Source organism: Methylobacterium sp. J-118 (genome assembly GCF_057836565.1).
Map to the genome: position 1 here is coordinate 494,416 of NZ_JBYQFA010000001.1, position 22,602 is coordinate 517,017.

Sequence of the window (22,602 nt, forward strand, 5' to 3'; positions counted from 1 at the left end):
CAAACCCGCTGCGGCGCCGGGATTTGTTAAGTGTCAGCCGGAATGGTTAACGAACCGTTACTCTCAACCAACGGTTAAGCTTACCTGTCACGACAGACCTTGGCGCGAACCTCGGACCCTCGACCATTATCCGACCGCTTCCCGCGCTACGAAGGCCGCCGCGCGGGACGCAGTCTCAACCGTCGGCACCCTGGAGCAACCGCGCCGCGGCCGCGCGGGCCTCGTCGGTTATTGTGGCGCCGGCCAGCATCCGGGCGATCTCCTCCCGGCGCTCGGCGACGGGCAAGCTCTCCACACGGGTGGCGACGCGGCCGGCGCCCTTCACCGGCGCCTTGGCGATCAGGAAATGCGTGTCGGCGCGCGCGGCTACCTGCGGGGCGTGGGTGACGGCGACGACCTGCACGGTGGTCGCCAGCCGGGCAAGGCGCAGGCCGATGGCGTCGGCCACCGCACCCCCGACGCCGGTATCGATCTCATCGAAGATCAGTGTCGGGGCCGAGCCCTTGTCGGCCAGCACCACCTTGAGCGCCAGCATGAACCGCGACAACTCGCCCCCCGAGGCGACCTTCATCATCGGGCCCGGCTTGGTCCCGGGATTGGTCTGCGCCCAGAACTCGACGCGGTCTGTGCCGGCCGGATCGCGTGACTCCGGGTCGGTGGCGATCTCGGTGATGAAACGGGCACGCTCCAGCTTCAGGGGCGGCAGCTCGGCCTTCACGGCGGCGTCGAGCTGCTTGGCCGCGCGGCGGCGGCCGGCGCTGAGCTTCTCGGCCGCCTCCGCGTAGCCGGTCTCCGCCCCGGCGAGCGCCTGTTCCAGGCCGGTCAGCGCCGCCTCGCCGGCATCGATCGCCGCCACGTCGCCGGCGTAGCGCTCGGCTAGGGCGGCGAGATCGTCGGCCGGGACGTCGTATTTGCGGGCGGCGGCCCGCAGGGCGAACAGGCGTTCCTCCACCCGTTCCAGATCGCGGGGGTCGAACTCGGTCTCCGCCACCGCCGCGTCGAGCACGGCGCGGGCCTCGTCGAGGGCGACCAGCGCGGCGTCCAGGGTGTTGACGCAGGGATCCACGAGGGCCGGGAGCTGCGCGGCGCGGCGTTCGAGCTTGCGCAGGGCGGCCGAGATGTGGGGTACGCCCGAATGGGGGCCGCCCACGGCCTCGAGCGCCTCGTTGAGCTCGCGCGCCACCTTCTCCGATTGCTGCATGATGCTGCGGCGCTCGGCGAGCTGGGCTTCCTCCCCCGGGAGTGGCGCGAGCGCGGCCAGTTCCTCCACGGCGTGGCGCAGGAACTCGGCCTCCTTGCGGGCCGCCTCGATGCGCGCGCGGTGCTCGGCGAGCGCGGCGCGGGCCGAGCGCACCGCCCGGGAGGCCGTCGCCACCTTGGCGAGCGGGCCCTGAAGGCCCCCGAAGGCGTCGAGGATCGCCCGGTGCGTGGCCGGATCGGCCAGCGCCCGGTCGTCGTGCTGCCCGTGGATCTCCACGAGAGCCGCGCCGATCGCCCGCAGGACCTGGACGCCCACCGGCTGATCGTTGACGAAGGCGCGGGTGCGGCCGTCCGCCATCTGGGACCGCCGCAGGATCAGGTCGCCCTCGGTGTCGATCTCGGCCTCGGCGGCGATCCGGCGCGCCGGATGGCCGAGGGGCAGGTCGAATACCGCCGTGACCACGCCCTGCGCTTCCCCGTGCCGGACGAGGCGGCCGTCGCCGCGGCCGCCGAGCGCCAGGGCGAAGGCATCGAGCAGGATCGATTTGCCCGCGCCTGTCTCCCCGGTCAGGACGCTGAGGCCCGAGCGGAAATTGAGTTCGAGTCGATCGATCAGGACGATGTCGCGGATCGCGAGCTGCGCCAGCATGCGGCGAGACTGTTCCTCAGGGCGGGATCGCAGACATAAGCCCGACGGGGCGCCGATTCACCCCAAAAATGCGGCCGCCCGGTCGCCCGGTGCCCAAGAACGGCAAGGGCCCGGAGCGGAGGCTCCGGGCCCTGACATATCGAGAACGGCCCGATCGGGGGCCGGCCCCTCACTCGGCCGAGGCGGTCTTGCCCGTGACCGTGCGGTAGATCTTCGAGAGGAAGGACGACTTCTCCTCGCGGGGCTCCACGCCGTTCTGGGCCAGGAGCGCGTGCGCGTCCTTGTACCAGGGGCTTTCCGGGAAGTTGTGCCCGAGCACCGCGGCGGCGTTCTGCGCCTCCTGGGTGATGCCGAGCGCCCAGTAGGCCTCGGTCAGGCGCTCCAGCGCCTCCTCGGCATGGCGGGTGGTCTGATACTTGGACACCACGTCGCGGAAGCGGTTGATCGCCGCCGGGAAGTTGCGCCGCTCCAGGTAGAAGCGTCCGACTTCCATCTCCTTACCGGCGAGCTGGTCGCGGGTGATCTGGATCTTCGCCTTGGCGTCGGTGGCGTATTCGGAGGTCGGATACTTCTGGACCAGCTCCTGCAGGGAGGCGAGCGCCTTCTCGGAGCGCTCCTGGTCGCGGGTCACGTCCGGGATCTGCTTGTAGTTCGACATCGCCATCAAGTACTGCGCGTAGGCCGCGTCCTTGCTGGCCGGGTGCCGCTGCAGGTAGCGCTTCGAGGCGCTGATCGCGTCGTCGTACTTCTGGCCCTCGTAATTGGCGTAGGCCGTCATCAGCAGCGCCTTCCGGGACCATTCCGAATACTGGTACTGCTTGTCGAGGCTGTCGAACTTCTTGACCGCGCCCTCGTAGTCGCTGTCCTCGAGCTTGGCCAAGCCGTCACTGTAGAGCTTGTCGGCCGGGACGTCGGGGACGACCTCGGGCTTGTACTTCTCGGAGAAGAGGTTGGTCGGGTCGAAGTCGCAGCCGCCGAGGCCCAGGCCGAGGATGGCCACGAGGGGGGCCGCGAAGGCCGCCGCCCGGCGATGACGAATGGTGACAGGCATCTGGCGCTCTTTCCCGAACTGGCGCCATCCTGCGCCGTCATGCCATCGCGTGGGTGGACTCGACCCGTTCGGGTCTCGGCCGCCGTTCACGGACCGTTAAACCGTGCCGTTCGATTCGGGCACGAAAGCGGCAAGGCTGAGGCGGCGAGGATCCTTGGCCGGCTGTGTCCCGCAGGCCACAGAGACGTTTCAGAGATCGCCGGCGAAGGCGGCGATGCCGAGGCCGACGCCGAGTTCCGAGAGAACGGTCTCGCGCCGCGAGCCCTGCGCCTCCACGATGGCGTAGTTCGCCCGGTCGGAGAAGAGGGCGGAGAGCACGCCGACATTCATCCGGTGGCCGCCACAATAGGAGCGGTAGGCCCCCTGGATCGGCAGACCGGCCAGAGCGAGGTCGCCGATCGCGTCGAGAATCTTGTGCCGGACGAACTCGTCCGGGAAGCGCAGCCCCTCGGGGTTGACCACCGCGGTCTCGCCGACCGCCACGGTGTTCTCCAGCGAGGCGCCCAGGGCGAAGCCCGCCTTCCAGTAGCGCTCCACGTCCCGCATCATCCCGAAGGTACGGGCGCCGGCGATCTCGCGGCGGTACACGGCGGGCGACAGGTCCATCGCCTTGCGCGAGCGGCCGATCACCGGGCTCTCGAAATCGATCTCGACGTCGAGGCGGAAGCCCCTGTCGATCGGCCGGAGTTCCGCGAAGGAGCGGCCGGTCTCGATGCGGATGTGGCGCAGGATCTTGAGCCAGCGCCGCGGCATGTCGCAGGTGGCGATCCCGACCCGGTCGATCGCCTGGATGAAGGGGAGTGCGGAACCGTCGAGGATCGGCATCTCGGGCCCGTCGATCTCGACCAGGGCGTTGTCGACGCCCAGACCGTAGAGGGCGGACATCAGATGCTCGACGGTGGCCACCGCGCCGGTGTCGACCTGTCCGAGGACGGTGCAGAGCTCGGTGGCGGAGACGAGGGCATGATGCGCTTTGATCAGGCGATCGTTGCCGTGGGTGGTACCGGTGCGGAGGAAGGCGACGCCATGATTGGCGGGGGCGGGGCGGAGCGTGATCTCGGCGGGGTTCCCGGAATGGACCCCGATGCCCGAGAGAGTCGCCGGCCCTTTGAGGGTCGTCTGTTTAAGCGTTCGCATTCCTTAGCCCCCGGCCGCGATCAGGGTCCGCCATTCCGACCGGGAATGGAGGAAACTGACTGATCCGTCCGCTGCTTGATGCCCCTGCCCACGCGATCAGGTTGTATCCCGATGCATGTCTCGTCGGTCTCGATGCTTCTATAGCTGCACTGCACAGGGCAGCCAAATCACGGATTCTTACGCTCTGTTACAGACACGCTTGCGGCCTCGCGGTCGTAAAGTGCTGTCCCGTCAGAGGTTTAAAGATTGGTTAATGCGTGGCTAACTCGCGGCCGTTCTGTGTCGCGGATGCACCACGCATCCCCTCACGACAGGGCACGCGGCACTTCAAGGGCCGGCAACGGCCAGCCGTGCCGAACTTCAGGTTGAAATGCGGCGACGCGAAGAGCCGGCGGTCGCCCGCCGGCCCTCCGCGTCGCCAGAGTCTGCCGGACCTTCAGTTCGCCTGACGGCGGAGGAAGGCGGGAATCTCCAGCTGGTCGTCGTCCATCATCCGGGGCTGGGGTGCCACCCGGCCCTGCGGGTCGAGATGGCCCTGGGCCGGGCGGTACTGCGGCACCGCCGGAGCGACGGGAGCGCGCGGCGCCGGGGGCACGTGCGGCTGCGCCATCTGCGGCTGCGGCATGGCGGGCGCCGCATTCCTGGCCGCGGGCGCAGCGCCCTCGACCTCGTCGCGGCGACCGCCGAAACCCACCGTCGCGAGCCGGCGCAGGAGCGAGGTCCGCTTCGATTCCGGGGCCGAATCCTCGGCGGCGCGGTTCGCCATGATCTGGTTCTGGGCGATCGGCGGCAGCTCGTGGATCTGCGGCATCCGCGGGGCGCGGGCGAGCGGCGTGGCACCCGGGGCGGCCGGGCGCGGCGGCACGAACGGGCCGGCCTGGTACTGCGGGGCGGGTTCGGCCGGGAGCGGCGCGGGCGGCGGGACGAAGGCGGCCGCGGCCCGGGGCTGAACCTGGGCGAGCACCACGTCGTCGCGGGTCACGGGAGCGACGGGCTCGCGGGCGACGTGGGGCTCCGGCCGCATCTCGTGAGCCGGCTGCGGCGCGGGGGCCGGAGCGGGGCTCGGCGCCGGGGCGGCCGCCTCGGTGCGGATGCTCGGCACCGGCGAGGACGCGCGGGCGCGGGCCTCGGCCCGCAGGCGCTCGGCAACCTCGGCGATACGCTGCTCGGTCTCGGCGATGGCCGGGTTGTTGGGCGAGTTGGCCGAGATCAGCAGCGGCTCGATGCCGGTGGCGACCACCGACACGCGGATGATGCCGTCCAGGCTCTCGTCGAAGGTGGCGCCCAGGATGATGTTGGCGTCCTGATCGACCTCCTCGCGGATGCGGGTGGCGGCCTCGTCGAGCTCGTACAGGGTCAGGTCCGAGCCGCCGGTGATCGAGATCAGCAGGCCGCGGGCGCCCTTCATGGAGACGTCGTCGAGGAGCGGGTTGGCGATGGCGGCTTCCGCGGCGCGGTTGGCGCGCTTCTCGCCCGAGGCCTCGCCGGTGCCCATCATGGCCTTGCCCATGCCGCGCATGATCGCCCGCACGTCGGCGAAGTCGAGGTTGATGAGGCCCTCCTTCACCATCAGGTCGGTGATGCAGGCGACGCCGGAATAGAGCACCTGGTCGGCCATCGCGAAGGCGTCCGCGAAGGTCGTCTTCTCGTTGGCGACCCGGAACAGGTTCTGGTTCGGGATCACGATCAGGGTGTCGACTGCGGCCTGCAGCTCCTGGATGCCCGACTCGGCGGTGCGCATGCGGCGCACGCCCTCGAACTGGAACGGCTTCGTGACGACGCCGACGGTCAGGATGCCCATGTCGCGGGCCGCGCGGGCGATGACCGGGGCCGCGCCGGTGCCGGTGCCGCCGCCCATGCCGGCGGTGATGAAGCACATGTGGGCGCCCGAGAGCTGGTCGCGGATCTCGTCGATCACCTCGTCGGCGGCCGCCGAGCCGACCTCCGGGTGCGAGCCGGCGCCGAGGCCCTGGGTGACGCCCAGGCCCATCTGGATCACCCGCTCGGCCTTCGAGGAGGTGAGCGCCTGCGCGTCGGTGTTGGCCACGACGAATTCGCAGCCCAGGAGGCCCGATTCGATCATGTTGTTGACGGCGTTGCCGCCGGCGCCGCCGACGCCGAAGACCGTGATGCGGGGCTTGAGTTCCCGGATGTCCGGCGCCTGGAGGGTAATGGCCATGGTGTCGAGCCTCTCGCTTACTCTGCTTTCCGTGCGACGCCGAGGCGCCGGATTCTCTACGACCCGCCCGAGGGCGGACGCGAAACTAGAAGCTGTCCCGGAGCCAACGGCCGACCCGGTTCAGGTAGTTGTCGGTTCCGGTCGCCGCGAAGGCGCCATGCCCCCGCGGCTCGAAATGCTCGGCATGGGCCACCTGCGGGTAGACGAGCAGTCCGACCGCCGCCGAGAAGGCCGGACCCTTGGCGGCTTCTGGCAGGCCGCGGATCCCCAGGGGCCGGCCGATCCGGACCTGGCCCTGGAGCACGCGCCGGGCGACCTCCGGCAGGCCGACGAGCTGGCTGGCCCCCCCCGTGAGGACGACCCGCCGCCCGGCCTGGGCGGCGAAGCCCGCCTCGCGCAGGCGGTCGCGCACCAGCTCGACCACCTCCTCGACCCGCGGCTTGATGATCCGCACCAGCTGCGAGCGCGGGATGTGGGCCGGGGCGTCGCCCTCGTCCTCGCCGACGCCGTGGACCGCGATCATGTCCCGGTCGTCGGAGGGGGTGGAGAGGGCCGAGCCGTAGAGCGTCTTCAGCCGCTCGGCCGCCGCCATGCGGGTCGAGAGGCCGCGGGCGATGTCCATGGTGACATGGTGGCCGCCGACCGCGACGGCGTCCACGTGGACGAGGTGGCCGCCGGAGAACACGCCGACGCTCGTGGTGCCGCCGCCCATGTCGACGACGCAGACACCCATTTCGGCCTCGTCGTCGACCAGCGCCGAGAGGCCGGCCGCGTAGGGGGTGGCGATCACCGCCTCGACGCCGAGATGGCAATGCTCCACCGCCAGCATGACGTTGCGGGCCGCGGCCAGCTCGCTGGTGACGACGTGGAGATCGACGCTGAGCGCCTCGCCGATCATGCCCGACGGGTCGATCACCGCGCCCTGCCCGTCCAGCCCGTAGCCGGTGGGCAGGGCGTGGAGGACCGCGCGGCCCGGGCTGACCCCGTGGGCGCTCGCGGTCTCGAGGACCCGCTCGACGTCGCTGCCGGTGACGGTGCCGGACCGGACGTTGACCCGCGCCTGGAAATGCTGCGAGGCGAGCCGGCCCCCCGACATGTTGACGATGACCGACTGCACTTCGACCTTGGCCATCCGCTCGGCGGCGTGCACCGCCTGGCGGATCGCCCCCTCGGCGGCGGCGAGATCGACGATGGCGCCGCCCTTCAGCCCGAGCGAGCGCTGATGGCCGATGCCGATGATCCGCGCGAGGTGTGTGCGGCCGCGCAGCGTCGTCAGCGCCTCGGCCGGCTGCAGCTCGGCGATGAGGCAGACGACCTTGCTGGTGCCGATGTCGAGCACCGAGAGGGTGGTCGAGCGTCGGGCCGAGAGCGGCTTCAGGCGCGGCGTGAGGCCGTGTTGGCTGTGCATTGACGCTACCGGACGCGGAAGGCGGGACGGGCGGAGATCGCGTGGAAGGGCATCAGCTGGCCGCGCCCTTCTTCTTCGCCTTCTGGGCTTCCGCACGGGCGGCGGCGGCCTCCTCGGTCAGGCGCACCACGAGGCGATCCGGCATGCGCAGGTCGACCGCGATGATATCCTTTTCCAGAAGCCCGGCCTCACGCTCGTACCGGACGAGGCGGGCGAGCGCCGCGGCCGGATCGTTCTCGGGCAGGCGCACGTCGACGCCGTCGAGCTTGAGGGTCCAGCGGCGGCCGGAGACGTAGGTGCCGGCCTTGATCCGATCCGCGAGCGGACCCGCCGCGGCGATCAGGGCGAGATATTCGGGAAGCCTGGCGTTGGCCTCGTCGCCGACCACCAGGGGCAGGCTGGCGTAGCGGTCGTCGCGCATGGCGTCGATGACCGTGCCGTCGGCTGCGATCACGCTGATCTCGCCATTCTTCTGCCAGAGGGCGGCGGGCTCGCGCTCCACCTGGGTGATGGCGATCTCGTTCGGATAGATCTTGCGGACCGAGGCCTGGGCGATGAGCGGCACGCGCAGCAGCTTCTCGCGCACCGCGCCGACATCCAGGAAGGGCACGGAGGAGCGCCAGTCGATGCCGGCGGCGGCCAGCACCTCGCGCTCGTACATCCGGGAGATGCCCGAGATCGTGACGCGCTCGACGCCGAAGCCCGCGAGCCGCGCGGCGATGTCGAGGGGACGGCCCTGATCGGCCACGAAGGCATCGTAGCGGCCGCTCGCCACGAAACCGGCGAGCGCCACGGCGGCCAGGGTCATCGCAGCGCCGACCGTGCCGGCCCCGCGGGGCAGGCGCTCGCTCAGGCGCTGCCCGGACCGGGCCCGGCGGACCGAGAGTGACCGGGACGGAAGCCGGCCGAGGACCATCCCGGCGAGACGCGCGGGACGGCTCCGGCCGGCGGCGTCACCGCCGCTCAGCGATTCAGGGAAGCGTCCTCCACCATCCATCGGACGAGCTCACCGAAACTCAGGCCCGCATGGGCCGCCATATCCGGCACAAGGCTCGTCTGGGTCATGCCGGGTTGCGTGTTGACCTCCAGCACCACGAGCCGGCCGGTTCCACCCGGCGTGTCGTCGTAGCGAAGGTCGGCACGGCTGACGCCCCGGCAGCCCAGTGCTTGATGCGCCGTTAACGACAGTTCTTGGACACGCTGGTAAACATTTGGTTTAAGTTCGGCGGGGAGCACGTGGACCGAGCCCCCCGGGGCGTACTTCGCGTCGTAGTCGTACCAATCCCCCGTCGCGGCCTTCACCTCGATGACCCCCAGGGGCCGGTCGCCCATCACCCCGCAGGTGAGCTCACGGCCAGGTATGTAAGGCTCCGCAAGGACTTGCTCGCCGAACCGCCATTCCTCCGATGCCAGGATCTGGGGCGGGTGCGAGCGGCCGTCGCGCACGATGATCACACCGACGGAGGACCCCTCCGCGATCGGCTTCACCACGTAGGGTGGCGGCAGGGGGTGGTTTTTCGCGGCCTCGAAGCGGTTAACGATCCGGCCCTCCGGCACGTCGACCCCGGCGGCGCGCATCACGGTCTTGGCGCGCTCCTTGTTCATGGCGAGGGCCGAGGCGAGGACGCCGGAATGGCTGTAGGGGATCTTGAGGATCTCCAGCAGGCCCTGGATCGTGCCGTCCTCCCCGTCGGGGCCGTGGAGCGCGTTGAAGGCCACGTCCGGCCGCAGCATCGTGAGGACCGACGCGATATCGGGCCCGACATCGACCCGGGTGACCCGGTAGCCTTCGCCTTCCAGCGCGTCCGCGCAGGCCTTGCCCGAACTGAGCGAGACCGCGCGCTCGGCGGAGGTGCCGCCCAGGAGGACGGCGACGTGCTTGGACATGGTAGGCTCCGGGGCGGGACTTGGGATGGGCGATCGGCTCATGCCGCGCCGACCAGGCTTCGAATCGTGGCGTAGACCTGCGCGGCCGTGTCGTCCGGCAGCGTCCCGACGCGCCGCAGGATCCGGGCGGGTTCGATGCAGGCGAGCTTGAGCGGGCGGACCACCGAGGCGACACCGAGCCCGGCGGACGCGGTATCGTCGATCGGGACATCGCCGGCGATGCGCGTGTTGCGGGCACTCGTGATCATCGCGATCCACACATAGCCGGCTTCGGCGACGGCCCCGCCCGACACGATTACGGCGGGCCGCCGCTTCTCCGCCAAGCGGTCCGAATAGGGGAACGACACGACCACGACGGCCCCGGCCGGCAGGTGCGGCGTCTCAGAGGTCGGCATAATCTTCATCGTCGATCGGGCCGGCCCATTCCGTGAAGGCGACGAACGGGTCCTCGCCGTCCAGGGGCGCCTTGTCGATCCGAATGCCGTCCGGCGTAATCCGGTAGCGCAGGCGGTCCCCCGGCCCGATCGCCAGGTGCTCACGGACTTCCACCGGCAGGACCGTCTGGCTCTTGACGGAGATCTTCGAATAGGCCGTCCGCGCGGATCGATCCGGCATGCTCGTCACCCCCGCATTCGGCTTACATCTTACCGACTTACAGATGGTGACGGCAATCCGATCCGCCGGATCTCCCAGCGCAGTTCAACTCCACTCGTCTCCCGCACCCGGCGCCGGACCTCCTCGCCCAGCTCTTCGATATCGGCCGCCGTGGCGCCGCCGGTGTTGATCAGGAAGTTGCAGTGCATCGGGCTGACCTGGGCGCCGCCCCGGGTCAGGCCGCGGCAGCCGGCGGCGTCGATGAGCTGCCAGGCCTTGCCGCCCTCGGGGTTGGCGAAGGTCGAGCCGCCGGTGCGTTCGCGGATCGGCTGCGCCGCTTCGCGGGCGGCGGTGACCCGCTCCATTTCGGCCTCGATGGCGCCCCGGTCACCGGGTCTGCCCCGGAACGACGCGCGGGTGAAGATCACGTCCTCTGGGGGCCCCGAATGCCGGTAGGAGAAACCCATCGCGGCGTGGCTGAAGGTGCACAGCTCGCCCCGGCGGTCGATGCCGCGCGCCTCGACCAGCACGTCCGTGGTCTCGCCGCCATGGGCGCCGGCATTCATCCGCAGCGCCCCGCCGATCGACCCCGGGATGCCGCGATAGAAGGCGAGCCCGTCGAGCCCGGCCTCGGCCGCCGCCTTGGCGAGGCGCATGTCCGGAACGGCGGTGCCGACCGCGAGGAGGTCGCCGTCGATCGTGATTCCGCCGAAGGCCCTGCCGCCGAGGCGGATCACCACGCCGGGCACGCCGCCGTCGCGGACGATCAAGTTGGAGCCGAGGCCGATCACCGTGACAGGCACGTCCGGATCGAGGGCGGCGAGGAGCCGGGCGAGATCCTCCTCGTCGGCCGGGGTGAACAGCACCTCGGCCGGGCCGCCGACCCGGAACCAGGTCAGGTCGGCCAGAGGCTGGTCCGCGAGCAGGCGCCCGCGGAGGTCCGGCGCGGCGGCACGGATGCGATCGTGGAGGGATGCGGTCATGGGTGTTTCTCCCCTCGCCCCGCCTGCGGGGAGAGGGCTCCGGCGACCTTGTCGTCGCTGGAGCGAGGCGGCAGCCGAGGGTGAGGGGGCGGTTCCGGGTGTATCTCGACCGGAGCCGCCCCCTCACCTTCGCCCTTCGGGCTCGCCGCGCCGACGACGAGGGCGTCGCGTCCCTCTCCCCGCGCGCGGGGAGAGGGGGGAAGCGCGGCCAGGATGGTGTCCAAAACGCTTACGATGGTGTCTACGACCGCGGTATTCCAAAATCGCAGAACACGGTGACCCTGCTCGGTCAGCCATGCATCGCGATCGTGCTCGCTGCCGGCATGTTGGCCGCCATCGCGTTCGACGATCAGCCGTGCTTCCCGGCAGCTGAAGTCGGCGACGTAACGTCCGATCACCTCCTGCCGCACGAACTTGAACCCAGCGCGGCGCCGGTCGCGCAGGCGATCCCAGAGATGGCGTTCCACCTCCGTCTGCGATCCGCGCAGGCCCCGCCGGAAGCGGGTCCGTTCCGGATCGGCCGCGCGCATCCCCTCACCGCCCCCGCGCGGCGAGTTCGCCCGGCAGCGCGTAGGCCCACTGCGTAATGTTACCCGCGCCAAGGAACACCACGTAATCGCCGGGCTTGGCGAGATCCGCGACGATCCCCGCCAGCTCCTCCGGCCGCTCGAGCGCCCGGGCGTCGCGGTGGCCGCGGGAGCGCAGGCCGGCCACGAGGCTGTCGCGGTCGAAGCCCTCGATCGGCGGCTCGCCGGCGGCGTAGACCGGGGCGACGATCACCGTGTCGGCATCGTTGAAGCAGGTGCAGAAATCGTCGAACAGCGATTGCAGCCGTGTGTAGCGGTGGGGCTGCACGATGGCGATCACCCCGTGCTCGGTCGAGGCGCGGGCGGCCTTGAGCACTGCCTTGATCTCCACCGGATGGTGCCCGTAATCGTCGAAGATCGTCGCGCCGTTCCACTCGCCGGTGCGGGTGAAGCGCCGCTTGACGCCGCCGAACCCGGCCAGCGCGTTGCGAAGCGCCTCGGGCTTTACGCCGAGCTCGTGCGCCACCGCGAGCGCCGCCGTGGCGTTGAGCGCGTTGTGCTTGCCCGGCATCGGCAGGACCAGATCCTCCATCTCCATCCGGTAGCCGGGGCGGCGGTCGCGGATCATCACCCGAAACCGGCTCTGGCCGCCGCGCAGGTCCACGTCGATCAGGCGCACGTCGGCCTGCGGGTTCTCGCCGTAGGTGATGATCCGCCGGTCCTCGATGTGGCCGACGAGGTCCTGCACCACCGGATGGTCGATGCACATCACCGCGAAGCCGTAGAACGGGATGTTGTCGATGAAGCGCCGGAACGCGTCCTTGATGGCGTCGAACGAGCCGAAATGGTCGAGGTGCTCGGGGTCGATATTGGTGACGATCGCCACGTCGGCGGGCAGCTTCAGGAAGGTGCCGTCGGACTCGTCGGCCTCCACCACCATCCACTCGCCCGCGCCCATCCGGGCGTTGGTGCCGTAGGCGTTGATGATGCCGCCATTGATGACGGTCGGGTCGAGATTGCCGGCATCCAGCAGGGTCGCGACCAGGGACGTGGTCGTGGTCTTGCCGTGCGTGCCCGCGATGGCGACGCAGGACTTGAAGCGCATCAGCTCGGCCAGCATCTCGGCCCGGCGCACTACGGGGAGCCGGCGCTCCCGGGCGGCTTGCAACTCTGGATTGTCGCGCTGGATCGCCGTGGAGACGACGACGAGGGCGGCCTCCTCGACATTCGCGGCGTCGTGGCCGACGAAGGTGCGCATGCCCTTCTCGGCGAGGCGTCGGACATTGGCGTTGTCGGAGGCGTCCGACCCCTGCACCGTATAGCCGAGATTGTGCATCACCTCGGCGATGCCGGACATGCCGATGCCGCCGATGCCGATGAAGTGGATGGGGCCGAGCTTGTCGGGCAGCTTCATGGGTCGAACCGTCTGGTGGCGGGATCGCCGGTGCGAGAGCCCTTGAGGATCAGGTGCGGGCAGCCGTCTCGACGACGACCTCGGCCAGCCGCTCGGCGGCGTCGTGGATGCCCGCGCTTCTGGCGGCATCGGCCGCCGCGGTCAATTTTGCCGGCGTGGTGAAGCAGGCGGTGAGTTCCGCGGCGAGGCGATCCGGGGTGAAATCGGACTGCTTGATGGCCAGCGCGGCGCCGATGGCGTCGAGGGTCGCGGCATTGGCGGCCTGATCCTGGTCGAGGGCGCCGGGCAGCGGCACGAGGATCGCGGGCCGGCCGATCGCCGCCAGTTCCGAGACCGTCGAGGCGCCCGAGCGCGCCACCACGAGGTGGCTGGCGGCCATGCGGGCCGGCAGGTCCTTGAAGAACGGGGCCGCCTCGATCCCGGCGAGGCCCAGGGCGAGGTAGCGGTTCTGGACCGCCGTCAGGTCCTCGGGCCGGACCTGCTGAACGAGGTGCAGCCGGGCCCGCAGGGCCTCGGGCAGGCGCGCGATCGCCTCTGGAACGACCTCGCCCATGACCCGGGCACCCTGGCTTCCGCCGAACACCAGGAGCCGCAGGACCTCGTCCGCGCCAAAGGGCGGATACGGGACTTTGGCCGCCGCGATCACCGCGGGGCGGAGCGGGTTGCCGGTGTGGATGCGGGGCGCGCGCGCGCTGTCGGGCACGCCCCGCACGTCCTTGAAGCCGGTGGCGATGGTCCGGGCGCCCCGGGCCAGGAAGGCGTTGGCCCGGCCCATCACGGCGTTCTGCTCGTGCAGCACCGTGGGCACCCGCAGGATCTGGCCGGCCAAAACCGGCGGCACGGTCGGATAGCCTCCGAATCCGACGATGGCGGCCGGGTTGATCCGCCGGATCTCCCTGGCGGCCACGCCAAAACCGCGGCCGAGGGTCAGCACGGCGCCGGCGCGCTGCACCAGCGAGCGCCCCGAGGGCGTCGCCGAGGCGATCGTGATCACTTCGGAGGCGGGGAATTCGCCCGAGATCGCGTCGACCCGCGCGTCGGTGGCGAGCGCCACCCGGATCCCGCGGGCGCGCAGGGCATGGGCGAGGCTCTCGGCCGGGAACAGGTGGCCGCCGGTGCCCCCCGCGCAGAGCAGGATCGTGGGGGTGAAGACGGTCACCGCATCACCCCGGCGACGGTAGCCGGCGCGGTGCCGGGGGGCTTCTGGCTGAGCATCACGGTCCGGGGACGCTTGCGGGTCAGGGCAACGAGGAAGCCGGTGCCGAGCGCCAGCGAGATCAGCGACGAGCCGCCGTAGGAGACGAACGGCAGCGTCATGCCCTTGGCGGGCATCAGCTGGGTGTTCACCGCCATGTTGATGCAGGCCTGGAGGCCGAACAGGGTGGTCAGTCCGGTGATCGCCAGCCGCGAGAACGTATCGTCGGTGCGGCGGGCGAGCTTGAGGCCGCGCAGCACGATGAAGGCGAACAGGGCCACGAGGCACAGGCAGACGATCACGCCGAACTCCTCGCCGGTGACCGAGAAGATGAAGTCGGTATGGGCGTCCGGCAGGTGGCGCTTGGCCACCCCCTCCCCCGGGCCGGTGCCGAACCAGCCGCCGGAGCGGAACGATTCCCGCGACCAGAAATCCTGGAAGCCGCCGCCCGAATCCCGGTCGAGGAACTTGTTGAAGCGCTCGCGCACGTGGTGGAAGAACAGGTAAGCCGCAAAGACGCCCCCGAGCCCGAGCACCCCGAGCACCGCGACCCAGATCAGGTGCAGGCCGGCCACGAAGAACAGCGCGCACCACACCATGGTAATCAGCATGGTCTGGCCGAAATCGGGCTGGAGCAGCAGCGGCACGATGGTGATCGGCAGGAGCAGCAGCGCCAGGATGCCGCCCGGCATGTCGCGGCGCTGCGCGCCCTCGGAGAAGGCCCAGGCGGCCACAACAACGAAGGCCGGCTTCACGAATTCCGAGGGCTGCAGGCCGAAGGGGCCGAACTGGATCCAGCGGTGCGCACCCTTGATCTCGGGGCCGAACTTGCCGGCCAGCAGGCAGAGGGCGACGCCGCAGATCCAGGTCATCAGCGCCAGACGCCGGATGCCGCGCAGGGACAGGAACGAGACCAGGCAGATCAGCAGAATGGTCGGGGCGAGATACATCGCCTGACGGTTCAGGAAATAGAAAGTCGGCAGGCCGATCCGCTCGGCCACCGGCGGCCCGCCGCCCATCAGGAAGACGAGACCCGCCACCATCAGGGCGAACAAGGCCGCGAGCAGCCCGCGGTCGACCGTCCACCACCAGTCGGTCAGGGGGGTCCGTTCGGCGCGTGAGATCATGCCGGGCAACGACTCCAGGCCGCGCGGAAGCCGGTCCGCACGGGTCGGGGGGATCCTGTGCGCGAATGGTAAACGGAGACTTATGCCAGGCCCCGTCGTCCGTCCGTTCGCCGCCGGACGGTGGCCGATGAGCTGCCGGGCCGGGGTCCCGCCTGCACCCGCTCGACCGGCGATCCCGGGACGTTTTTCGCCTCACGAAACCGGTATTCCCTCCGTTCTATATTGACCAGAAGTCACTCTATTTTAAATCTCTCAGTGCAACTTTCGCGTGTAATTCGCGGATCGGCGTGCAGCCTGCCCTGATGGCCGCACGGCGACGGTCGGTCCGCCCAGCGGAAGCACGCGCGCCATGTTCTCCAGCCTGAACGTCCGTGAAGCCCATGCCAAGCTGGCGGCCCTCGACCGGGTCCAGGGCGTGATCGAGTTCGACCTCCAGGGCAGGATCCTCGCGGCGAACGGCAACTTCCTGGATGTGGTCGGCTACACGCTTCCGGAGGTCGTCGGCCAGCACCACAGCCTGTTCATGGCCCAGGCCGAGCGGGATTCGCCGGAATACCGCGCCTTCTGGGATCGCCTGCGGTCCGGCACCTTCGAATCCGGGCAGTTCCAGCGGGTCGGCCGGGGCGGTCGCCCGGTCTGGATCCAGGCCTCCTACAATCCGATGCTCGACGCCCGGGGCCGGCCCTACAAGGTGGTGAAGTTCGCCACCGACATCACCCAGCAGCGGACCGAGGAGGCCGATCGGGCCGGGCAGATCGCGGCGATCCACAAGGTGCAGGCGGTGATCACCTTCGACCTCGACGGCACCGTGATCGAGGCGAACGACAACTTCCTGGCCGCGATGGGCTACGGCCGCGCCGAGGTGATCGGCCAGCATCACAGCCTGTTCGTCGAGCCGGCCTATCGCGACGGCGAGGCCTATCGGGCGTTCTGGGCGTCGCTGCGGAACGGCACCTATCAGGCTGCCCAGTTCCGGCGTCTCGGCAAGGGCGGCCGCGAGGTCTGGATCCAGGCCTCCTACAACCCGATCCTCGACGCCGCCGGTCGGCCCTACAAGGTGGTGAAGTTCGCCACCGACATCACCGAGCAGGTCCGCCTGCTGGCCGATCTGCGGACGCTCATCGACCGCAACTTCGGCGAGATCGAGCACGCGGTAGCGCACTCGACCAAGGCGGCCACCCTGGCCTCCGCGGCCGCGGATTCGACCGCCGACAATGTGCAGACCGTCGCGGCCGCCGCCGAGGAGCTGGCCGCCTCCGTCGCGGAGATGTCGCAGAGCATCGTCCGCTCGCAGGGCGCCACCGACACGGCCTATGCCTGCGTCCAGGACGCCGACGGCCACACCAAGCGGCTGGCCGACACCGCCACCGCGATGACCGGCATCGTCGGCCTGATCCAGAACATCGCGGGTCAGATCAACCTGCTGGCGCTCAACGCCACGATCGAGGCGGCCCGTGCGGGCGAGGCCGGCCGCGGCTTCGCGGTGGTCGCTGCCGAGGTGAAGGCCCTGGCCGACCAAGCGGCCCGCGCCACCGGCCAGATCAACGGCGAGATCGCCAGCGTGCAACGGGTCTCGCAGGAGGTGGTGACGGCGCTCAGCTCGATCGGGGCCTCGGTCTCGGTGATGCGCGAGACGGTGGTGGCCACCGCGGCGGCGATCGAGGAGCAGAGCGCGGTGACCCGCGACCTCGCCGAGAGCATGCAGAGCGCCTCGGGGGCGGTCTCCGCCATCACCGGCAACATCGGAGCGATCGTGACGTCGGTCTCCGACGTCTCGAAGGCGGTCGGGACCACCCGCGAGGCCGCCAAGGTCCTGGCGCGCTGACGGCTCCGATGCCCGTCTCGCCGCCACCCCGTGAAGCGGCCCAGCTTCACCCCGCCTGAACGAGCCAGCAGGCGGCGCGCAGGCGCACCGCACCGCCCACTGCATAGCCGCGCAGGGCCTCGGTCACCGCCGCTTCGGCCCGCGCCCGCAGGTCGGGCTCGGCTTCGCGGACGAGGCGCGCGCTCGGCCCGAGGTTGAGCGCCACGTGTGCCGCCGCCTCGGCGGCGGCGGCGTCGGACTCGCCCCGGCCGAGGACGACGTCGCGGTCGACCGCCTCGCAGGCGACGGTCCCGAAGCCGGCGCCCCGGAGGAGCCCGGCGAGGTGGTCCGGGTCGGCGAAGCGGAACGGCCCGGGCGCATCTGGGGTCACAGGCGGCGGTACCTCCGGCAGGAGCGGCAGCACCGCCTCGCGGGGCACCTGAACCCACGGATTCTCCGGCAGGGCCCGCCAGCACAGGAAGGTCAGCCGTCCCCCCGGCCGCAGCATGCGCCGGAGATTGGCGAAAGTGCGGTCCGAATCCGGAAAGAACATCACGCCGAAGCGGGACAACGCCGCGTCGAAGCCGCCGAGATCCGCGTGCTCCACGTCGGCCTCGACGAACGTGACCGGCGCGGCGCCGGGCGCCTGCGCGCCGAGGCGAGACCGGGCGACGGCGAGGAGCGGCGCCGAGATGTCGGCGCCCATGACGGCGCCCGCGGCCCCGACCCGCTGCGCGGCCTCGAGACTCGTCGTCCCTGATCCGCAGCCGATATCGAGTACCGATGCCCCCTGGCTCAGTCCCGCACGGTCGAACAGGGCCTCGGTGAGCGGCGCGAACACCGCGTCGAGCACCGCCTGGTTGCGGGCCCAGCGGGCGCCGACTTCGCCGTTCCAGTACTCGATCTGGGTGATGTCGCCGGCCATGGCCGTTTCCCTTCAGGCCGTGGTCGCCGCCACCGACAAGGTCGTCTTGTGGTTCAGCGTCTGGAACACAACGCAGTAGCGCTCGGTGAGCTTCAGGAGCTGCGCGAGCTGTTCCTCCGAGGCGTCCGTGTCCAGCTGGAAGAACAGGCGGATCGCGCGAAACCCGACCGCCGCCTCCTTGTCGACGCCGAGCGTGCCGCGGAAATCGAGATCGCCCTCGGCGCTCACCGTGCCCGCCCGCAACGGGATTTCCAGCGCGGTCGCCACCGCCTTCACGGTGACGCCCGCGCAGGCGACCAGCGCCTCGAGCAGCATGTCGCCCGAGCACAGCTCCATCCCCGAACCGCCGGTCGCCGGGTGCAGCCCGGCCTCGGCGATCGCCCGGCCGGTCTCGACCTTGCAGGCGATCTTCGTGTCGTCGAGCGTACCCTTCGCCTTCAGGGTCACGACCGCCGAATCCGGGGCCGAGCGGTACCGGTCCTTGAGCGGAGCCTGGAGGGCTCGCAAAGCCGTCGCGTCCATGGCGTCGTCCTCTCGATGGTGTCCGTCCCGGTCTCGGGCGCGGCTCAGCGCCGGAACGGGTTGTCCGTCTGCCAAACGTGTCAGGCCTGCGGTATAGGTCCGGGCCTGGCGGACGGAAAGTGTGCCCCGGCGCGGCCGGTCAGGGCCGCGATCGCCTCGGCGAGTCCATCGACCTGGGCCTCGTCATGGGCCGCCGAGAAAGCGACCCGCAGCCGCGCGGTCCCGGCGGGCACGGTCGGCGGACGGATCGCCACCACGAGGTAGCCCTCCGCCTCCAAAGCCGCCGAGATGTCCAGCGCCGCCTGGGCTTCACCCACCATCACCGGCACGACGGCGCTCACGGCGTCCGGGAGCCCCAGGCGGGCGGTGAAGCGCCGGGCGAGGGCGAGGGGGCGGGCGCGCCGCTCCGGCTCGGCCTCCAGGATCGCCAGGGCCTCCAGGGCGGCGGCCGCCGAGGCCGGCGGCAGGCCGGTCGTGTAGACGAAGCTGCGGGCGCGGCTCGTCATCAGGTCGACCACCGCCCGCGAGGCGCAGAGATAGCCGCCGTAGGAGCCCAGCGCCTTCGACAGGGTGCCCATCTCCAGCGGCGCCCGCGGCCCATCCTCGACCACCCCGATCCCGTGGGCGTCGTCGACCAGCGTCCAGGCGTCGAAATCCTCGGCCACGGCCAGGAGGTCGCCGAGCGGCGCCCGGTCGCCGTCCATGCTGAACACCCGCTCGGTGAGGACCAGGGCGCGGCCGTGCCCGGCTCGGTGCGCGGCGAGCGTCGCCGCGAGGTCACCGGGATCGTTGTGGCGGAAGGTGAGCACCCGCGCCCCGGACAGCCGCGCCCCGGCCCACATGCAGGCATGGGAGAGTTCGTCCAACACGACGAGGTCCCCGCGCCCGGCCAGCGCCGGGGTGATCCCGAGATTGGCGAGGTAACCGCTGCCGAAGACCAAAGCCGCCCCGGTGCCCTTGTGGCGCGCGAGCCCGTCTTCCAGGGCGCCGAGATACGGGTGGTCGCCGGTCACCAGCCGCGAGCCGCCGGCCCCGGCACCGTACCGCGCCGCGGCGTCCTGGGCGGCGGCGATCACCCGCGGGTGATGCGACAGGCCGAGATAGTCGTTGCAGGAGAAGGAGACGAGCGCCCTGCCCCCGCGGGCCGCCGAAGCGCCGGATCCCCGCTCGGTCGGGACCAGCCGGCGGCGCAGGCTGCCGACCTCCAGCGCAGCGAGCTTGGTGCGGGCAAAGGCGTCGAGGCTGTCCATCCGGCGGGATGGGGCCGCGGGCCGGCCCGATGTCAAGCCGGATCCGCGCCCTTGACCGGGCGCAGGCAGCTGACCATGCGGGAGGCATGTCCTCAGACGCGTCCCGGAACACCCTCTGGCGGCCCTACACGCAGATGCGCGGCGCCGCCCAGCCTTTGGAGGCCGTGGCGACCCATGGCAGCCGCATCGTCCTCGCCGACGGGCGCGAGCTCGTGGACGGTATCGCCTCCTGGTGGACGGCGGTTCACGGCTACAATCACCCGCATATAGCCGGCGCCGTCGCCGACCAGCTGGCGCGCATGCCGCACGTGATGTTCGGCGGCCTCACCCATGCCCCGGCCGAGCGCCTCGCGGCCCGTCTGGCCGCCCTGCTGCCGGGCGACCTCGACCACGTCTTCCTCAGCGATTCGGGCTCGGTCGCCGTCGAGGTCGCGCTGAAGATGGCCGCCCAGATGTGGCTGAACCGCGGGGTGCGCGGCCGTACCAAGGTCCTGGCGTTCCGGGGCGGCTATCACGGCGACACGATGGGGGCGATGTCGGTCTGCGACCCCGAGGAGGGCATGCACCGCCGCTTCGGCGCCTATCTGCCCACCCAGGTTTTCTGTGACTTGCCGCGCAGCCTCGCCGAGACCGATTCCCTCGATGCGACTCTGGCCGCCCACCGCGAAGAACTCGCAGCCGTCATTGTCGAGCCGCTGGTCCAGGGGGCCGGCGGCATGCGCATGCACCCGCCGGAGGTGCTCGCCACGGTGGCGCGTCTCGCCCGTCGCCACGGCCTGCCGCTGATCGCCGACGAGATCTTCGCCGGCTTCGGCCGCACCGGCAGCCTGTTCGCCTGCGAGCAGGCCGGGATCGTGCCCGACATCCTGTGCCTGTCGAAGGCGTTGACCGGCGGCACCCTGGCGCTCGCCGCCACCGTCGCCCGGCGGGAGGTGTACGAGGCGTTCTGGTCCGAGGATCCGGCGGCGGCCTTGATGCACGGCCCGACCTTCATGGCCAATCCGCTGGCCTGCGCGGCCGCCAACGCCAGCCTCGACCTGTTCGAATCCGAGCCGCGCCTCGAACAGGCCCGCGTCATCGCAGCCCGGCTGGCGGACGGGCTGGAACCCCTCCGGCGCGTGCCCGGCGTGGCGGATGTCCGGATCCTCGGCGCCATCGGTGCAGTCCAGTTCGCCGGCGCTCCCGATCTCGCCGGCCTAAAGGCGCGGTTTCTTGACCGGGGCGTCTGGGTCCGGCCGTTCGGCGACATCGTGTATCTCACGCCTGCGCTGACCATCGGCGCGGCGGACCTGGACCGGTTGATCGACGCGGTGACCGCCGTGGTGACCGAACGGGGCGCCGCGACGCCGTGACGGCTGCAACCCGGAACCGTTTCTGCCGTTGGACCTGCGGCTGAAGACGCGTGCGGCGGCCCTCGCAGCCGGACGCTGCCGGAGGGAGTGCACAGTGGCGAGTGAGCAGACGGCTTCGGGCGGCGATCGGCCGGTAATCCTCCTCGTCGAGGACGAGGCACTGACGATCATGGACCTCGGCGACGTGCTGGAGGAAGGCGGCTACGAGACCGTACAATGCGCGTCCGCCGAGCGGGCGCTCAGCATACTCCAGGCGCGCCCGGATATCTGCGGGCTGGTCACGGACGTCCAGCTCTCGGGCAAGACGGATGGGTTCGACCTCGCCAGTTCGGTGGCCGAGGCTCGGCCACAGCTGCCGATCCTGATCGTGTCCGGCCGGGCGGCGCCGGACCCGGCCCGCATGCCCGGGCACGCCGACTTCATCGCGCGGCCGTGCACGGGCGAGGATATCCTCGATCGCCTCCATCGACTCATGCACTGCTGAGCGGCTCCGGGCCCGGGCCCGTCATCTCAGCGTCACCGGCCGGCGCCACAGGGTCCCGGGCGGCCGGTGACGGAGATGGATCGTGCAGACCCTGGATCATCCGGCCGCCGCCGGCACAAACTCGGGCGCTCCGGTGGGCGATAAACAGAAACGCGATCGTCGGGACGGTGAGGATGCGGCTCAGGAGCTGTCATCCAAGCGGATGCGTCCGCCCGGCGTCCGAAGTGTCGGCTGGGCGCTCGTGCAGGCGGCGCGCCTGCATCGCGCCCGCACCGGCGACCGCCTCGCCAAGCTCGGCCTGTTTGCCGGGCAGGAGCAGGTGGTGCAGGCTCTGGCCTCCGCCGGCACGATGACGATGGGCGATCTCGCCGCCCTGCTGCGGGTGCGCCCGCCCACGGCGTCGAAGACCGTGACCCGGCTCGCCGCCCTCGGCATCGTCGAGCGCCGCGCCGAATCGGGCGACGGGCGCGTGGTCCGGGTCCAGCTCACCCCTGCAGGTCTGGCGAAGGCGGAGGCCATCGAGCAGATCCAGGAGGAGGTCGAGGCCGAGCTGCTCGATCACCTCGACAAGACCGACCGCCGCCGCCTTCGCAAGCTCCTGCGCAAGGCCGCCCGCGGTCTCGCCGAGGCGGCCGGCGCCTCCGGACAATCCACCGACGTCGACGCCGAAATCGAGGCCGAGGTCGACGACGAGGCCGAGGTGCTGCCGACCTGACTGTGGCGTTCGGTTGGTGAGCGCGTCCGGCGACGCATCCTGCGCCGATAGTCCATTCCCTGCGCCGACCGCGTCCCGTGTGTTGGTCTATCCCCGGCGGCGGTGTCGCCGCGCGCAGCGCGGCTATGCCACCGGTAAACCCTCGGCAGCCCCGCCGCGCCGGTCCGGAGTCCCGTTTCTGAAGGCCCACGGGAGGACG

General features: G+C 71.0%; 21 protein-coding genes. 4 read left to right on the forward strand and 17 right to left on the reverse strand.

Annotated features, from left to right (window positions below; translation table 11 throughout):
- Positions 1-175: 175 nt before the first annotated feature.
- The 14 genes from recN to AC3IF3_RS02390 all read right to left on the reverse strand — a co-directional run bounded on the left by recN (position 176) and on the right by AC3IF3_RS02390 (position 15,351).
- Complete coding sequence (gene recN / locus AC3IF3_RS02325; protein WP_243973568.1) at positions 176-1,849, reverse strand: DNA repair protein RecN; 1,674 nt, start codon at positions 1,847-1,849, stop codon at positions 176-178.
- A 169-nt stretch (positions 1,850-2,018) separates the two neighbouring features.
- Positions 2,019-2,900 carry an outer membrane protein assembly factor BamD gene (locus AC3IF3_RS02330; protein ID WP_243973567.1) on the reverse strand — a complete coding sequence of 294 codons (882 nt, stop codon included), beginning with the start codon at positions 2,898-2,900 and terminating at the stop codon, positions 2,019-2,021.
- Positions 2,901-3,089: 189 nt separating this feature from the next.
- On the reverse strand, positions 3,090-4,037 hold the full coding sequence (gene lpxC / locus AC3IF3_RS02335; RefSeq protein ID WP_243973566.1) for a UDP-3-O-acyl-N-acetylglucosamine deacetylase: 948 nt from the start codon (positions 4,035-4,037) through the stop codon (positions 3,090-3,092).
- A 436-nt stretch (positions 4,038-4,473) separates the two neighbouring features.
- Positions 4,474-6,216, reverse strand: a complete 1,743-nt coding sequence (gene ftsZ, locus AC3IF3_RS02340; RefSeq protein ID WP_243973565.1) for a cell division protein FtsZ — start codon at positions 6,214-6,216, stop codon at positions 4,474-4,476.
- 85 nt (positions 6,217-6,301) lie between these two features.
- Positions 6,302-7,624, reverse strand: coding sequence for a cell division protein FtsA (ftsA, locus tag AC3IF3_RS02345; protein ID WP_243973564.1), 1,323 nt, complete (start codon positions 7,622-7,624; stop codon positions 6,302-6,304).
- A 52-nt stretch (positions 7,625-7,676) separates the two neighbouring features.
- Positions 7,677-8,621: a cell division protein FtsQ/DivIB gene (locus AC3IF3_RS02350; RefSeq protein ID WP_243973563.1), complete on the reverse strand. Its 945-nt coding sequence runs from the start codon at positions 8,619-8,621 to the stop codon at positions 7,677-7,679.
- Positions 8,588-9,511: a D-alanine--D-alanine ligase gene (locus AC3IF3_RS02355; RefSeq protein ID WP_489227090.1), complete on the reverse strand. Its 924-nt coding sequence runs from the start codon at positions 9,509-9,511 to the stop codon at positions 8,588-8,590. Before AC3IF3_RS02355 ends, AC3IF3_RS02350 begins: the two co-directional genes overlap by 34 nt.
- 38 nt (positions 9,512-9,549) lie before the next feature.
- Positions 9,550-9,906: a type II toxin-antitoxin system PemK/MazF family toxin gene (locus AC3IF3_RS02360; RefSeq protein WP_489227092.1), complete on the reverse strand. Its 357-nt coding sequence runs from the start codon at positions 9,904-9,906 to the stop codon at positions 9,550-9,552.
- On the reverse strand, positions 9,893-10,126 hold the full coding sequence (locus tag AC3IF3_RS02365; RefSeq protein WP_489227094.1) for an AbrB/MazE/SpoVT family DNA-binding domain-containing protein: 234 nt from the start codon (positions 10,124-10,126) through the stop codon (positions 9,893-9,895). Before AC3IF3_RS02365 ends, AC3IF3_RS02360 begins: the two co-directional genes overlap by 14 nt.
- A gap of 29 nt (positions 10,127-10,155) precedes the next feature.
- The gene (gene murB / locus AC3IF3_RS02370; RefSeq protein ID WP_489227096.1) at positions 10,156-11,088 is read right to left on the reverse strand and encodes a UDP-N-acetylmuramate dehydrogenase; all 933 of its coding nucleotides are present in this window, start codon (positions 11,086-11,088) and stop codon (positions 10,156-10,158) included.
- Positions 11,085-11,618, reverse strand: coding sequence for a DUF559 domain-containing protein (locus tag AC3IF3_RS02375; RefSeq protein ID WP_489227098.1), 534 nt, complete (start codon positions 11,616-11,618; stop codon positions 11,085-11,087). The genes murB and AC3IF3_RS02375 overlap by 4 nt, the downstream gene beginning before the upstream one ends.
- A gap of 4 nt (positions 11,619-11,622) precedes the next feature.
- Positions 11,623-13,029 (reverse strand): UDP-N-acetylmuramate--L-alanine ligase, encoded by a 1,407-nt coding sequence (gene murC / locus AC3IF3_RS02380; RefSeq protein ID WP_243973557.1) that lies wholly within the window; start codon positions 13,027-13,029, stop codon positions 11,623-11,625.
- Between the two features lie 49 nt (positions 13,030-13,078).
- Positions 13,079-14,188 (reverse strand): undecaprenyldiphospho-muramoylpentapeptide beta-N-acetylglucosaminyltransferase, encoded by a 1,110-nt coding sequence (gene murG / locus AC3IF3_RS02385; protein ID WP_489227100.1) that lies wholly within the window; start codon positions 14,186-14,188, stop codon positions 13,079-13,081.
- Entirely contained in the window at positions 14,185-15,351 is a 1,167-nt protein-coding gene (locus AC3IF3_RS02390) for an FtsW/RodA/SpoVE family cell cycle protein (protein WP_243973555.1), read from the reverse strand. Before AC3IF3_RS02390 ends, murG begins: the two co-directional genes overlap by 4 nt.
- 349 nt (positions 15,352-15,700) lie before the next feature.
- On the opposite strand from AC3IF3_RS02390, the gene AC3IF3_RS02395 reads away from it, so the two are divergent.
- The gene (locus tag AC3IF3_RS02395) at positions 15,701-17,176 is read left to right on the forward strand and encodes a methyl-accepting chemotaxis protein (RefSeq protein ID WP_489227102.1); all 1,476 of its coding nucleotides are present in this window, start codon (positions 15,701-15,703) and stop codon (positions 17,174-17,176) included.
- A gap of 46 nt (positions 17,177-17,222) precedes the next feature.
- On the opposite strand, the gene AC3IF3_RS02400 is transcribed toward AC3IF3_RS02395, so the two are convergent.
- From AC3IF3_RS02400 to AC3IF3_RS02410, 3 genes are all read right to left on the reverse strand, one after another.
- On the reverse strand, positions 17,223-18,080 hold the full coding sequence (locus tag AC3IF3_RS02400) for a class I SAM-dependent methyltransferase (protein ID WP_489227104.1): 858 nt from the start codon (positions 18,078-18,080) through the stop codon (positions 17,223-17,225).
- A 12-nt stretch (positions 18,081-18,092) separates the two neighbouring features.
- On the reverse strand, positions 18,093-18,602 hold the full coding sequence (locus AC3IF3_RS02405; RefSeq protein WP_489227106.1) for an OsmC family protein: 510 nt from the start codon (positions 18,600-18,602) through the stop codon (positions 18,093-18,095).
- An 80-nt stretch (positions 18,603-18,682) separates the two neighbouring features.
- A complete protein-coding gene (locus AC3IF3_RS02410; RefSeq protein ID WP_489219552.1) occupies positions 18,683-19,852 on the reverse strand; it encodes an aminotransferase class I/II-fold pyridoxal phosphate-dependent enzyme in 1,170 nt (389 codons plus the stop codon).
- An 86-nt stretch (positions 19,853-19,938) separates the two neighbouring features.
- Between AC3IF3_RS02410 and AC3IF3_RS02415 the strand changes: the two genes are divergently transcribed.
- The 3 genes from AC3IF3_RS02415 (at position 19,939) to AC3IF3_RS02425 (ending at position 22,403) form a co-directional block, all read left to right on the forward strand.
- On the forward strand, positions 19,939-21,204 hold the full coding sequence (locus tag AC3IF3_RS02415; protein ID WP_489227108.1) for an adenosylmethionine--8-amino-7-oxononanoate transaminase: 1,266 nt from the start codon (positions 19,939-19,941) through the stop codon (positions 21,202-21,204).
- Between the two features lie 94 nt (positions 21,205-21,298).
- Entirely contained in the window at positions 21,299-21,688 is a 390-nt protein-coding gene (locus tag AC3IF3_RS02420) for a response regulator (RefSeq protein ID WP_243973549.1), read from the forward strand.
- Between the two features lie 82 nt (positions 21,689-21,770).
- Positions 21,771-22,403 (forward strand): MarR family winged helix-turn-helix transcriptional regulator, encoded by a 633-nt coding sequence (locus AC3IF3_RS02425; protein ID WP_409564906.1) that lies wholly within the window; start codon positions 21,771-21,773, stop codon positions 22,401-22,403.
- The last annotated feature ends 199 nt before the right edge of the window (positions 22,404-22,602 follow it).